This window comes from Paenibacillus sp. FSL H7-689 (genome assembly GCF_000517905.1).
GTDB classification, from domain to species: Bacteria; Bacillota; Bacilli; order Paenibacillales; family Paenibacillaceae; genus Paenibacillus; species Paenibacillus amylolyticus.
On the sequence record NZ_ASPU01000015.1, the window covers coordinates 472,646 to 487,133 of the forward strand.

13 protein-coding genes are annotated in these 14,488 nt (G+C 46.1%); 4 read left to right on the forward strand and 9 right to left on the reverse strand.

What is annotated here, in order from left to right; all coding sequences use genetic code 11:
- Positions 1-197 precede the first annotated feature (197 nt).
- From C170_RS13020 to C170_RS13035, 4 genes are all read right to left on the reverse strand, one after another.
- Positions 198-413 (reverse strand): hypothetical protein, encoded by a 216-nt coding sequence (locus C170_RS13020; RefSeq protein ID WP_036610057.1) that lies wholly within the window; start codon positions 411-413, stop codon positions 198-200.
- 112 nt (positions 414-525) lie between these two features.
- Positions 526-1,065, reverse strand: a complete 540-nt coding sequence (locus C170_RS13025) for a 3D domain-containing protein (RefSeq protein ID WP_081595013.1) — start codon at positions 1,063-1,065, stop codon at positions 526-528.
- Positions 1,066-1,493: 428 nt separating this feature from the next.
- The gene (thrS, locus tag C170_RS13030) at positions 1,494-3,431 is read right to left on the reverse strand and encodes a threonine--tRNA ligase (RefSeq protein WP_036610058.1); all 1,938 of its coding nucleotides are present in this window, start codon (positions 3,429-3,431) and stop codon (positions 1,494-1,496) included.
- Between the two features lie 415 nt (positions 3,432-3,846).
- Complete coding sequence (locus C170_RS13035; protein WP_051447153.1) at positions 3,847-4,800, reverse strand: putative sporulation protein YtxC; 954 nt, start codon at positions 4,798-4,800, stop codon at positions 3,847-3,849.
- A gap of 171 nt (positions 4,801-4,971) precedes the next feature.
- Here C170_RS13035 and C170_RS30055 point away from each other — a divergent pair, with 171 nt between their 5' ends.
- The 4 genes from C170_RS30055 to C170_RS13055 all read left to right on the forward strand — a co-directional run bounded on the left by C170_RS30055 (position 4,972) and on the right by C170_RS13055 (position 8,427).
- On the forward strand, positions 4,972-5,376 hold the full coding sequence (locus tag C170_RS30055) for a hypothetical protein (RefSeq protein WP_051447154.1): 405 nt from the start codon (positions 4,972-4,974) through the stop codon (positions 5,374-5,376).
- A gap of 294 nt (positions 5,377-5,670) precedes the next feature.
- Positions 5,671-6,165 carry a cation:proton antiporter regulatory subunit gene (locus C170_RS13045; RefSeq protein ID WP_036610059.1) on the forward strand — a complete coding sequence of 165 codons (495 nt, stop codon included), beginning with the start codon at positions 5,671-5,673 and terminating at the stop codon, positions 6,163-6,165.
- A gap of 4 nt (positions 6,166-6,169) precedes the next feature.
- Entirely contained in the window at positions 6,170-7,408 is a 1,239-nt protein-coding gene (locus tag C170_RS13050) for a cation:proton antiporter (RefSeq protein ID WP_036610060.1), read from the forward strand.
- 113 nt (positions 7,409-7,521) lie between these two features.
- Complete coding sequence (locus C170_RS13055) at positions 7,522-8,427, forward strand: YitT family protein (RefSeq protein WP_051447155.1); 906 nt, start codon at positions 7,522-7,524, stop codon at positions 8,425-8,427.
- 85 nt (positions 8,428-8,512) lie between these two features.
- On the opposite strand, the gene C170_RS13060 is transcribed toward C170_RS13055, so the two are convergent.
- From C170_RS13060 to C170_RS13080, 5 genes are all read right to left on the reverse strand, one after another.
- Entirely contained in the window at positions 8,513-9,526 is a 1,014-nt protein-coding gene (locus C170_RS13060; protein WP_036610062.1) for a zinc-binding alcohol dehydrogenase family protein, read from the reverse strand.
- Positions 9,523-10,500 (reverse strand): aldo/keto reductase, encoded by a 978-nt coding sequence (locus C170_RS13065; protein WP_036610063.1) that lies wholly within the window; start codon positions 10,498-10,500, stop codon positions 9,523-9,525. Before C170_RS13065 ends, C170_RS13060 begins: the two co-directional genes overlap by 4 nt.
- 233 nt (positions 10,501-10,733) lie before the next feature.
- Entirely contained in the window at positions 10,734-11,870 is a 1,137-nt protein-coding gene (gene mqnC, locus C170_RS13070; protein ID WP_036611015.1) for a cyclic dehypoxanthinyl futalosine synthase, read from the reverse strand.
- A gap of 241 nt (positions 11,871-12,111) precedes the next feature.
- Positions 12,112-13,284, reverse strand: coding sequence for a trans-sulfuration enzyme family protein (locus C170_RS13075; protein WP_036610065.1), 1,173 nt, complete (start codon positions 13,282-13,284; stop codon positions 12,112-12,114).
- On the reverse strand, positions 13,281-14,468 hold the full coding sequence (locus tag C170_RS13080; protein WP_036610068.1) for a PLP-dependent transferase: 1,188 nt from the start codon (positions 14,466-14,468) through the stop codon (positions 13,281-13,283). The genes C170_RS13075 and C170_RS13080 overlap by 4 nt, the downstream gene beginning before the upstream one ends.
- Positions 14,469-14,488: the final 20 nt, after the last annotated feature.

The following is a 14,488-nucleotide window of genomic DNA, read 5'->3' on the forward strand; positions in this document are numbered from 1 at the left end:
GCTCATGTCTCCTTTGTCTGTATTATGTAATCAGTGTAACTCAGACAAGACAATGAGAACAGCGGCGGCAGGTGGAATTCATCTCGGTCTCGAGACTGAGATGGGAGGATATTAATGTAAAAAACTTCGCATATGTAAAACACCCCGGAGCTGCTGCTCCAGGGTGCTGAATCATCATTTGATTAATGAATCTTCAATTATTTTTTGTATTTCGATGCTTTGCCTTGACCTTGGCCAGTTTGGCCTGTGTTTTCTACACCGAACTCGGCATTGTATTTTTCATCAGGTGTTTGGAAATTATCTTGTACTTTGTTTTGAGCGGATTGCTTCACTTTTGCTGCTGCATTCTCTTCTCCAAACTCTGCATTGTACTTCTCGTTTGGCGTTTGGTACCCTTGTGATTTTTTAGCCACAACGAATCACCTCTCTCTTCATATTTACGATGCATTGCTGCACCGCGGGGTTCGTCCCCAGTCAGTATTATGTGAAGAGAGCACTTCAGTTATTCATGTTCAACATGTGAAATTAAATGGCCTTGTCCAACCACGAATCCGGTACAGATTTGTACACATCGATTGCATCGGCCAACTCGCTGAGCATCTTCTCTGTACATTTCCCAGCGCCTTGCCTGATCACCTGTACCTCCACATCTTTTTTGCCCCACTCTTTGTACACTTGCTTGGTTGTCGGGAAATACAGATCGATTTTATTACCTTTAATCGCTGAACCCGTATCTGCAACAATTCCGTAACCATAGCCCGGAATGTACAGAATGGACCCCATTGGGAATAATTTTGGATCAGCTGCAATCGTGGAAACTGTTTCTTTATCACGACGTACTTTGACACCGGAATACGTAATTCCGTATTGAGGATGTTTGGGTCCTTTTCCTGTAGACTCAACACCTGCCGTATATCCCGTTGCTGTAACCTTTTGTGTACCCAGGATTTGTTCTGAACGCGGAGCAAGCACCGGCATAGACGGATCTGCCACTTGTTTCTCTGGAAGCTCAGGTCTTGGAATGACCATTGGTTGTGGTGACCACAATAAAGCCATATACACCATGGTCGTCAACTGAGCCTCATCGCTGTATTGATGGCTAACCTGTTCCGGAAATTCTTGATCAGACTTGCTCGAAGTTTCAATAATTGGACCTTCAATGCCGCTGCTCTGACTCTCGACATGCAGTACTGTACTTTCCTCTTCAAATGTATAGGCATCCGCCTGATTCAGGTTGATCATCATCCCGGCGAATATTACACAGCCAACCAATAAACCCCGTATATGTTTCTTTTGAATTGAGAATTGCTTTTTCATTGTATAACCTCCCCCTCACTGCAAAGGTTTTCCAAAAAGCAATTAATCTATACTTTTTACTGCAAACACTACGAAAAAACGCCTGAATAACATAGGTCAATCCCATGTCATTCAAGCGTTATGCAGAGTGATCAGCGCAACTTATGCACTGGTTATCTGATAAATCATTTGTTCATTTATACCAAACGTGTTGCAATTTCTTCTTTCAATTGAGCGATAATTTCATCGACCGGTTTCATGCCCAGATCGCCTTCTCCCCGCTTACGCACGGATACGGCTTCTGCATTACGCTCATTCTCACCAACAACAAACATATAAGGCATTTTCTCAAGCTGCGCCTCACGGATTTTATATCCAAGCTTCTCGTTCCGCAGATCGGCTTCAGCAGAGATTCCCGCACGTTTCAGTTTCGCTTCCACTTCACGCGCATAATCGTCGAAGTTTCCGGATACCGGGATCACTTTTGCCTGTACCGGAGACAACCACAATGGGAAAGCTCCTGCAAAATTCTCCAGCAAGAATGCTGTGAAACGTTCCATTGTACTAATTACACCGCGGTGAATAACGACTGGACGATGTTTCTGTCCGTCATCGCCCACATATTCAAGTTCAAAGCGCTCAGGCAACAGGAAGTCCAGTTGAACCGTAGACAATGTCTCTTCTTTGCCCAGAGCTGTTTTGATCTGTACATCCAGCTTCGGACCGTAGAACGCCGCTTCACCTTCAGCTTCATAGAATGGAAGGTCAAGTTCTTCCACAACTTCACGCAGCATGCGTTGGGACATCTCCCACATCTCGTCGTTCTGGAAGTATTTCTCGGTATCCTGCGGATCACGATAGGACAGACGGAAACGGTATTCGTTAATACCGAAATCCTTATAGACTGTTTGAATCAACTCGATAACACGAGCGAACTCTTCTTTGATCTGATCCGGCCGTGCAAAAATGTGTGAGTCGTTCAGTGTCATTGCACGTACACGATGCAAACCTGTTAATGCCCCCGACATTTCATAACGGTGCATCATACCAAGCTCTGCAATACGGATTGGCAGATCACGGTAGCTGTGCATGCTGGACTTGTACACCATCATATGGTGAGGACAGTTCATTGGACGGAGAACAAGTTCCTCGTTATCCATTACCATTTTCGGGAACATATCTTCCTGGTAGTGCTCCCAGTGTCCAGATGTTTTGTACAATTCCACGTTACCCAGAACTGGTGTGTATACATGCTGGTATCCCAGGCTTTCTTCCAGATCCACAATATAACGCTCCAGAGTACGGCGCAGCTTCGCACCGTTAGGCAACCAGATTGGCAAGCCTTGACCGACCAGTTGGGAGAATGTGAACATTTCCAGCTCTTTACCCAACTTACGGTGATCCCGTTTTTTAGCTTCTTCGAGGAAGTGCAAATGCTCGTCCAGCTGTGCTTTTTTCACAAAAGCCGTACCATAGATACGTTGAAGCATTTTGTTTTTGCTATCTCCACGCCAGTAAGCACCCGCGACATTCATCAGTTTGAACACTTTGATTTTGCTAGTTGATGGTACGTGAGGGCCACGACACAAGTCGAAGAATTCACCTTGCTCATAAATCGTAATCACGCTGTCCGCTGGCAAATCACGAATCAACTCAAGTTTGTAAGGATCGCCCACTTCTTCGAACGTTTTGATCGCGTCCTCGCGGCTAACTTCCTTACGTACAATTGGCAAGTTCTCATTCACAATACGTTCCATTTCCTTCTCGATCTTTTGCAGATCTTCAGGATTGAGCGCATGTTCGAGGTCCATATCATAGTAGAAACCATCTTCAATGACAGGGCCGATACCGAGGCGTACCTCTTTGTTACCATATAAACGTTTCACTGCTTGAGCCATCAAGTGAGCTGTACTATGACGCATCACTTCAAGTCCTTCTGGTGAATCCAGAGTTACGATCTCCACCAATGCTCCTTCATGAAGTGTTGTGGACAAGTCCACCACGATACCATCCAGCTTGCCGGCTACGGCATTTTTGCGCAATCCGCTGCTAATTGAAGCGGCTACGTCCTCAATGCTACTGCCATCCGCGTACTCACGTACCGAACCATCCGGTAATTTAATGTTCACTGCCATTTGTCTCATTCCTCCTGTTAATGTAACCTTCGTGTCCAGATATTTATGGACTGATTATCTATTGCTATTCCAGTCATTTTGCAAAGGAACGCAAAAAACACCCGTCCCGGCAAAGGGACGAGTGATATATACTCGTGGTTCCACCCTAATTCAGCTGATTCATCCATATTCGGAAATACAGCCCTCATTGGCATGACGATAACGGGCATGACCCGGCAGATCCTTACTCGCGGATAATCCCCAATAAAGGCGATATTCTAACTCCACTTTCAAAATTGCAGCTACAAAGGGGTAAACCATACGTGATATCCGGAGGAAATTTCAGCCTAGGTTCCTCTCTCTGCACCGATCTTGCGTGTGGTTGTTGTCTTTGTCAACGCTTTTGGTTCAATGGTTCACATGAAAAATTCATGGATCAACAGTTATTATAATTGCCGAGATCACTTGCGTCAAGACCTGTCAACAATCCTGAGCGCAACACTTCGCATTCCGGGCAATGATGACATATTTGCACTTTGTCTTCAAAGATCTGGCATATGGTCGAGATGATTGGCAGATCCGGGGTGCGTGTATGGAGCATGACCTTCTCAGGAGAGATTGAGATGAGTGTACTTACAATCATATCTTCAATATCCATCTCCAGTTCAAGACCCGGCATTTCCACAACGACCTGTTCATCCTTTTGCACGGGTAACAGATTAAGTCCAGCATCCAGGACCTGAAATTCATGCATTCCCTTGTGTACAAGATGAACCAGAGGTACTTTGGCTTCTTGAAAAAACACAAAATATTTTAACAACCCCATAAACTCTTCATACTGCCGATCCATCCAGAACTCATCCAGCGCATACTCCACTAATTCCTGAAGCTCCTGCTTATATGGCCGTATGCGGAAGTTGATAATGCCTTCAAGGTGAAAAAAGTGAACATCCTCTAGGTCCTGCCGTAGTCCACTGGCTAACGTAGTACGACGGCGCTCTCGAAGTCCGGGCTGATCCAGATCACCATTTAATAGAAGTGGCATGCAGATTCGATTGACCTTTTCCACCTCATGCTCATCCATGACAGAACACGCCTTGGCGATCATATCCTCCACCATGCTCCGTTCTTGTGTCTCCATAATGAAGTCGGCGAGTCCAAGGGAGAGCAGATCACTGATCCGGGGAAGCCATTGCTGGAAGTCTTCGTGATTCTCATTCCCTCTGCACACCCAGGTTGCTCTTCCATCATTATGTTTGAAGGTGAGCCGAAATCCTCTTTTACTTATATGTAAACCTTTGGTTTTTTCCTTGACACAACGATAAAATTGATCCGCTTCCTCTTGCCCCGATACATCGGTCCATACAGCAAACAGTTCCACAAGAATCACTCCTTTCCTTCCTGTTCAAAGTATATGGCAAGGCCGATGGGGATATACGAAGCGGATTGATGGAAAGCGTGTCATGATTTCTCAGTATATTATAAAGAGGTTTGGAGTTAAGACAAAAATGTGTTATTATTTTAATAACAGTATATTTCACGGGAAAGGAGGGAAGCCAAAATGAGACAACAACCTAGAATACTCCACTACACTATCATTATCATTTTGTGCGTTTTCCAAGCCTTGTGCTTCCCTATTCCGATGCAGTCCGAATCTGCCGTTGGGGTGTCTGTAGAAGCAACTTCCAACAAGGAAGTGCTGTTGCAAATACCCGAATCCCAGCAGAAACCTGTCATTCGCAAATATCCACAAGTTATGTCCAAGCTGATTGCGGTTACGCATAATAAGCCTGTCTTTCTTGTCCTCGCATTGTTATTGATGCTGCGAATCCCTACAACGGGTCTGTCCTTTAAACCGTGGTATTGTCTGTTTAAACGCAGATTATTTCTGCTACCTATTAAGTTTACCAGCATGTATGTATCCCTCACCCCTATAGCACCAAAATACGTGAACGCTCTTCACTAGCCGTTACGACGTATTTACAGGTTGCTTTTGCATGAAGACACCTCTGTAATGAAAGACGGTGCGCTTGTGCATAACTTATAACCCTTTTAGCACACGTTAGATAAACCCATGTTTATGACAGTACCTATTTTTGTTGTACCCACACCGACAAATTCAAATCATATGGCTGTGTCAGGAATTTCTGGCTCTGTTTACCCGCATCTTTTGATGTTCCCTTGAGCAGCAGATTAATCATTTTCGGGAAATAAGCCTGTCTTCTGTGGCCAGCCCCTAATTATAAGGAGGCAACAATCCATGGATGTACGCGAAACAGACTTGCCGGGAATCGGCAAAAAATTTCAGATTGAAACAAGCAGCGGTGATAAAATTGTCATTATTATTCACGATGACGGTCGCCGGGAAATGTACCACTTCGAGTATGATGATCCCGATCAAAGCATCTCGATGATCACACTTGACGATTACGAAGCACGTCAGATCGCTGCTATTGTTGGCGGATTAACTTACAAGCCAAAACAGCTTGAAAATATTGAAGTAACGTTTGACGACCTGATTATCGAGTGGTACAAAATCGAACCATCCTTCGGAAGTATCGGTAAATCCATCGGTGAATTGGACGTACGTCAAAACTCTGGGGCAACGGTTATCGCCGTTGTAGAGAAAAATCACAAAAAACATATCAGCCCAGGTCCGGAGGTAGTTATCAGTGCAGAATCCACGGTGGTAGCCGTTGGCGAACGCAATCAGCAGAAACTGTTTAAATCCCTCCTCCTGACTGGAAGGGGGTAAATAGATGGATCATTTGATATTCGAAGTAGGTCTGGCCCTTGTGCTCATTGCAGCAGCCGGCCTTTTATCGGCAAAACTAAGATTTTCGGTCGTTCCATTTTATATTCTGATCGGGATGGCCGTTGGGCCACATGCCATGAAAATCTGGCATCTGGACTTCCGTTTTATTGAGAGTCAGCCTTTTATTGAATTTATGGGTCGGATCGGTATCCTGTTCCTTCTCTTCTACCTTGGACTTGAATTCTCGGTAGGTCGTTTAATTAAATCGGGTCGCTCCATTGCAGTAGGCGGCTCGATCTACATCGGCATTAACTTTACGCTGGGATTAATATTCGGTTTTGTGTCCGGTTTCCCAGTTGCAGAAGCACTTATTATCGCAGGTATAACTACCATCTCTTCCAGTGCCATTGTGGCCAAGGTACTCGTCGATTTGAAACGAACGGCCAATCCGGAAACAGAGATGATATTGGGTATTATTATGTTCGAAGATGTATTCCTCGCTGTATATATCTCGATCTTGTCCGGACTTGTGCTTAGTGATTCATCCTCCATCGGAGGCGTCATCATGTCCGCACTTATTGCCCTCGGATTCATGCTTATCGTGATTATCCTTGGACGCAAAGCAACACCGCTACTAAACAAATTGCTTAAAATTCGATCGAATGAACTATTCTCTCTCGTTGTATTTGGAGCCTTGTTCCTGGTAGCTGGTTTCTCTGAAACCATTCATGTTGCCGAAGCGATTGGTGCATTACTGGTTGGTCTGGTGCTTGCTGAAACAGAACACGCAAAACGGATTGAGCACTTGATTCTACCGTTCCGTGACTTCTTCGGAGCCATCTTCTTCTTCAGCTTTGGATTGTCCATTGATCCGTTGTCCTTGGGTGGCGATGCCGTATGGTTAGCTCTGATTGCAGTTGTTATTACATTGTTCGGTAACTTCCTGGCGGGTATGCTGGCCGGGCGCAGTGCAGGACTTTCACCCAAAGCATCGGCGAATATTGGATTAACCATTGTGTCACGGGGTGAGTTTTCCATCATCTTGGCCAACATGGGTAAAGCCGGGGGACTGTTGCCAATGATTCAACCATTTGCCGCGCTGTACGTCCTAATTCTGGCCATTCTGGGTCCTTTATTAACCAAAGAGTCCAAACATGTATTCCGTTTATTGGATAAAATATTCAAGTTCAAAGATCCTCGGAAAAAGAAAGAAGAACCAAAGGTGCTGCAGAAAGAAGGATAACACCTATGTCTGTACAGAACAGACATACTAACGTACTTCGCGGCTCTTACGCCGATCTTTCTGTGACTAACCCAGGGAGAATGGCTCGAAAGCCGCACTAAGGAGGATGACCTATGAAAGCACCTCTGATATCGGCTAATCCGGTGCCAAACACCGCCAAGACCAGGATATCGTCTACCCGCCGCTGGTTAAACCTGTTTCTCGTTATTGCGGGCGGAATTCTGGCCTCCGTGGGACTTGAATTGTTCTTACACCCCAATAAAATTATTATTGGAGGCATTACAGGCATTTCCTCACTCTTCGCCCACTGGACCGAAATGAGGATTGGATTGTTCCTATTTTTATTCAATGTGCCGTTTATATTTCTGTCTTACAAGATTGTGCAGAAGAAATTTGTACTGGTTACTGTTCTAGGTCTGGTTGTCTTTTCGATCGGTGCCATTGTGCTTCATCCCATGCCGCCACTTGTAGAGCATCCGCTGGCTGCTGCCATGTTTGGCGGATTATGCCTCGGACTCGGAATTGGACTCGTCGTGCGGTATGGCGGGACACTGGATACGCTGGAAATCGGTGATCCGTCTTCCCGCCCACCTGAACGTGTGTTTAGCGGAAAACGGATGCTTATCGAAAAAATAATCATGCTTCTTAACTTGTTGATACTGACAGCCGCTGGTGTTGTCTTTGGCTGGGACCAAGCGATGTATTCCGTAATCGCCTACCTTATTGCTTATGAAATGGTGTACATTGCGTTCAGGGGCTTCTCTTCCAAACGCAAAGTATGCATATTGACCACACAAAGCTCTCAAGTTGAAAAAGCTGTACGCAAACGGCTACGCCGTGAACCTGGAATTCTGGAAGCCACTTCTGACTCAACACAACTCGCGATGGCGGAAGGATGGATCAGGCAAATCCCGGGTGCACTTTATTATGAGGTACATGTGCTGGAGATGATCTGGTTGAAGTCCATTGTGCGTCACATTGATCCACATGCGGGTATTGTAACGAATCCGGAAAAATAAAAAAACGCTCTCTTACCCTATGGATGGACAGTATTGTCCACCAAGGTCAGAGAGCGTTTTTTTCTGTTATTATAATTAATTGATATTATAGTTCAACGATAGCTTTGACTACATGTGAATCTGGCAATAACCATTGATCTATTGCCGTAGGTAGCTCATTAAATTCCACTCGGTGTGTGATGTACCCATCCATACTTAGTTTCTTTTGACGCAAGGTCGACAGGACCTGTTCAAAATCTTCACGGGTTGCGTTTCGACTGCCCAGGATACTCATCTCCCGCTTGTGAAATTCGGGGTCATGAAAGATAATATCCGCTTTCACCAGTCCAACAAAAATGAGTTGACCACTATGCGCCACATATTGAATGGCCTCATTCATGGAATTCACGTTACCTGTTGCATCGAAGACAGCTGTAGCATAGTCGCCTCCCGTAATTTCAGCCACTTGTTGTACAGTATGTTCATTGGCCTGTACTAGGTCATCCGCTCCAGCCCAAGTCCGGCTAAGCTCCAGCCTGTCCAGATTACGATCAACGGCAATAACACGCGCTCCAGCCTGTTTGGCGAATGCCATCACACCCAATCCAATGGGGCCAGCTCCAATCACAACCACATGCTCACCAGGTTTAATTCCTGCTCTTCTGACGGCATGGGCTCCAATGCTTAATGGTTCTACCATTGCCGTCTCATCCAGCGTCAAACCTTCTGCTGAGAGCAGATGTGAGACAGGCACGCTGATTTTTTCTCTCATGCCTCCGTCTACGTGCACACCCATGACTTGCATGGACGCACAACAATTGGTTTTTCCACTGCGACATGCAATACATTGACCGCAGTGCAGATACGGAATAATACTTACCTGATCCCCAGGCTGTAACCCAGCCTCGTTCGGACCGATTTCTTCAATAACAGCCGCCAGTTCATGGCCCAGAACACGAGGATAGGTAAAGAATGGCTGGTTGCCTTTGTACGCATGCAGATCCGTTCCACAGATCCCAATCCGCCGAATGGCAACCAACGCCTCTCCTTCTGCTCGTTCCGGTTGAGGCAGGTCCTGGAGCTTTAATTGATCTATTTCTTCACATACAATGGCTCTCATCGTAGTTCCCCCTTGGATGCTTCTGCTGTCGTGTTGCTTGGCTTCGTATTATATTCAGGTCTTCCGCTTGACCATGTCTCGTTATGCAATGGAGCCAGAATGCGCAGCACTTCATCCAGCAGGCTCTGATCCATCGGTTCCTCTATCCAGGCTGCATTATTGAGGATATTGCGCTGGCTGGCACTGCTCACCAGTGTTGTCGGAATTCGTTCATTCGACGTGGAGAATTGCACGGCCAACTTGGTAATGTCACTGCCTTGTTCTGCACAGAAGCGGGCAGCCTTTAGGCAGAGCTCTTTCACCCGATCATCTGCCGGATGCCAGGCAGGAGCCCCTCGGGTACTCAACAAGCCCATAGAAAGAGGCGAAGCATTGACGAGGCCAATTTCTTTTTTTTCCAACAGGGGCAATAACGATAATAATGAGGTATCATTCAATGAATAATGACAATACGAGATGATCGCATCCGCATCGATCTGTGGCAGAACCTTCTCGAACAACGGCAAGGGCAATCCACAAATGCCCGCATGTCGTATAACTCCCTGCTCTTTCAGACGCAGCAACGTTGGAAAGGCTTCTTCTACGATGATCTCTGCTGGCACAAATTCAATATCATGCAGGAACAGAATGTCGATATAGTCTGTATGCAGTCGATCCAGGCTCTCTTGCACGCTATCCAGAATCCGCTGACGTGAAAAATCAAACTCATTTTCCCCATACCGTCCGGCTTTGGTTGATAACATATATGAACTGCGCGGCAAGCTACGGATGGCTTCACCCAACACGGACTCCGCTTTTGTCAGCCCGTAGTAAGGCGAAACGTCTATGTAATTCATCCCCGCATCTACGGCCGCATGTACAGTGCGAATCCCTTCGTCCCGGTCAATGTTACGAAATACAGAACCGAGTGAGGATGCTCCAAAACTCAATACAGGTACGTCCAGTTCCGTCTTGCCAAGTATTCTTCTCTTCATCGGTTTAACCCCTTCCAGCGTGTCTGACTACACAAGTTCCCTTTCATTGTAACAGTTCAATTTCAATATAAAATATCGGCAATTGCGTAACATGTACTGTTTGATGACCTCGAACCGCAGAAAGAAATCAAAAAGCCCGCCGTCTCTCCAAACGGAGTAGTCAGCGGGCATGGCTTCATAAATACTTATCTAACGATCAAAGTTTATAAAGAGTAGTATTGAATTAATTAGAATTAGTTCTGCATTACGAAATCTTCATGTACGGCATTTTCTTCGTCGAACATGCGCACAATCTCGTATCGGGTGTTACGTTGTGCCGGGATATAACCGGACTCCCGAATCAAACGGAGAATGGATTCAATGTTAACTTTGTAAGTTGCACCAGCAGCAGATACAACGTTCTCTTCAATCATCGTGCTACCGAAGTCATTACAGCCAAATTCAAGCGACTTCTTACCGATCTCAGGACCCATCGTTACCCAAGAGGATTGAATGTTCTTGATATTATCAAGTACCAGGCGGCTGATGGCTACAGTCTTCAAGTACTCTTCTGGAGTCTGACGCTCCAGCTTGAGGTTTGTATTATCCGGCTGGAAAGTCCAAGGAATAAACGCCAGGAAACCTTCGGAGTCATACTTGTTCGCAATACATTCGTCCTGAGCTTCACGTACACGGAGCAAGTGTAATGCACGCTCTTCCATCGATTCACCAAGTCCGATAACCATCGTTGCCGTGGTGTTCATACCGATGCGGTGTGCAGTTTGCATAACGTCCATCCAATCACGCCATGAACCTTTCAAGCGACTGATCTTCCGACGTGTGCGGTCATCCAGAATTTCAGCGCCGCCGCCAGGCAAGGAATCCAGTCCAGCTTCGTGAATGGCACGAACAACTTCTTCCAATGTAAGGCCATCGGATACTTCAACCATTTTCATAATCTCCGCTGGGGAGAAAGAGTGCATCGTGATGTTCGGGAAACGCTCTTTGATAGCTTTCAACAGGTCTGTATAATAGCTGAAAGGCAAGTTTGGATTCGTTCCACCTTGCATCAAAATCTCGGTACCATTCACATCTTCCGTTTCCTGAATCTTCTGGAAAATCACTTCGTCCGGAAGCACATAACCTTCATCCGAACCAGGTCTGCGGTAGAAAGCACAAAAACGGCAGTACACATCACACACGTTTGTGTAGTTGACGTTACGCCCAATTACAAATGTTCTGTATGGTTCAGGGTGCATGCGTTTCATAATGACATTAGCAGCTGCCCCGATTTTGTCCACTTCATTGGATTCAAATAACTGAATCGTGTCTTCCAAGTCCAAACGTTCGCCCCGAAGGGCTTTATCTAAGATACGGTCTACCGTACTCATCGTAAAAAAGCCTCCCTCATGAAGAGAAATTATATAACGATCCGTCCCAACTTGTTCAAGAGAAGCAAGTTCTGGTGGCAACATCGCATTTCTGTACTCCACATATCGTAACACAGGTTACATGTGAAAAAAAGCACCTTATGTACAGGTGCTTTAAAAATAAGTAAAAATTTTTACATATGGAAAAGAATTAGTTCGAACTTAAGTGATACACATCGGCGGATTCGGGCATCCATTTTTGTTAGGATTCCTGAAGTGCTTGCTCCAAATCTACAATGAGATCTTCGATATCTTCCAGACCTACAGAGAAGCGCAGCAACCCATCTGTAATGCCACGGTCACGGCGAACCTCAGCCGGCATTGCCGCATGAGACATCATCGCTGGGTAGGACAGAATACTCTCCACAGCTCCCAAGCTTACAGCAACAATGGGGAGCTTCACCCGGTTAAGAACTGCTTTTGCACGATCACCTGAACCGACGTCAAAAGAAACGACAGCTCCATATCCTGTGGACTGGCGCTCATGTGCCTCACGGCCCGGATGATCCTCAAGTCCAGGATAAAACACAGCGGTAATATCACTGCGCTCATTAAGCCATGCCGCCAGTTTGGCTGTGCTCCGTTCACTATGAGCCATACGAGCCCCCAAGGTTTTCATCCCGCGCATCAGAAGCCAGGATTCTTGTGCCCCGAGTACAGTTCCAAGTCCATTTTGCAACTGTTTCAGTTGTACGCCAAGTGATTCCGTGCGAGCAACCGCTAACCCTGCCAGTACATCACTGTGACCTCCGAGAAACTTCGTAGCACTATGTACGACGATGTCCACACCAAGCTCAATTGGACGCTGATAGTACGGTGTCATAAAGGTGTTATCCAGAATCGTGATCAGGTCATGTTCCTTCGACCAGTCAGTTACGGCAGCGATATCCGTAATTCGCAGTGTAGGGTTGGAAGGTGTTTCCATATAAACTGCCTTGGTGTTTGGCTTGAGTGCCGCTTTTACTTCATCTATATTGGTCATGTCTACAAAGGTTGTCTCGATCTGCATACGGCTTAATATGGAAGTAAGCAAACGATACGTACCTCCATATACGTCTTCCGTAACAATCATGTGATCCCCTGCGGAGAACATCATGAACACGCTGGATATCGCGGCCATTCCCGATGAATAGGCGAATCCTCGTGCACCGCCCTCCAGCAGTGTGATGTAATCTTCCAAAGCCTGACGTGTCGGATTACCCGAACGACTGTAATCATGTTGAGGCGGATTGAAGATATCAAAATGATGGAATGTTGATGCTTGGTAGATCGGTACACTGGACGCTCCAGTCGTTTTGTCAATCTCATCTCCAAAATGGAGCAATTTGGTATCAAATTTTAACTCGGATTTGGGCTTGTTGTTGGACTCACTCATGAGTGCACGCCTCCTTCCACTTCCTGTTGTGCAACTGTCAGAGCATTGCCGAGATCTGCAATCAGATCTTCGGCATGTTCAATGCCTACGGAGAACCGGAGCAGACGGTCATCCACACCTACGGCTTCACGAATTTCAAGCGGAATATCCGCATGAGTCTGTACTGCTGGATAAGTCATGAGTGATTCAACTCCGCCGAGACTTTCGGCAAAAGCAATGAGTTGGATATGACGTAGCAACGGTTCAACATAACGTGCATCCTTCACTTTGAAAGAGAAGATACCTGTGTTACCCGTGGATTGTTTGTTCTGTATCCCATACCCCGGATGATCGGATAGACCTGGATGATACACTTCAACCACCGCTGGGTGCTCAAGCAAGTATTTGGCAATAGTAATTGCATTGTGCTCATGACGCTCCATGCGAAGAGCCAGCGTTTTCATACCTTTCATCAGCTGATAGGAGTCACTTGGAGATAATACCGCTCCAATGGAATTATGCAGGAACGCCATCTCAGCAGATAACGCCTCACCTTTGGTAATAATTAGTCCGGCGAGCACATCATTATGTCCGCCCAGATATTTGGTAGCGCTATGAATGATGATATCGGCACCCAGTTCAATCGGACGTTGGAAAAATGGAGTCAGCAACGTGTTGTCAACAATGGTCAACAGGTTGTAACTTTTCGCCCAGGAAGCGACAGCTTCCACATCTGTGATCATCATCAGTGGATTGGTTGGTGTCTCAATAAATACAGCTTTGGTATTCGGCTGACGAACCTTCTCCAGTGCTGCCAGGTCATTCGTGTCCACATAACTTGCAGTTACGCCGAAACGGGACAGAATACGTTCCAGCAGACGATAGGTTCCACCATACAGATCCAGCGATACAATCAGATGATCCCCTTGACCAAACATGGCAAAGATCGTTTGCAGCGCGGCCATTCCCGAGCTACAGGCAAACCCTGCATCACCGGACTCCAGCGCTGCGGCGGCTTCTTCCAATACTTTACGGGTTGGATTAGTCGTACGAATATAATCAAACCCCGTGCTTTGTCCAAGCTTCGGGTGGCGAAACGCAGTGGATTGATAGATCGGAAAGTTAATGGCGCCTGTTACCGGTTCATTAATGGACCCAATTTGTGCTAAGCGGCTTTCGATTTTCAACTTGTTGTTGTCTTCCATTGCTGCATCCTCCTGTAATC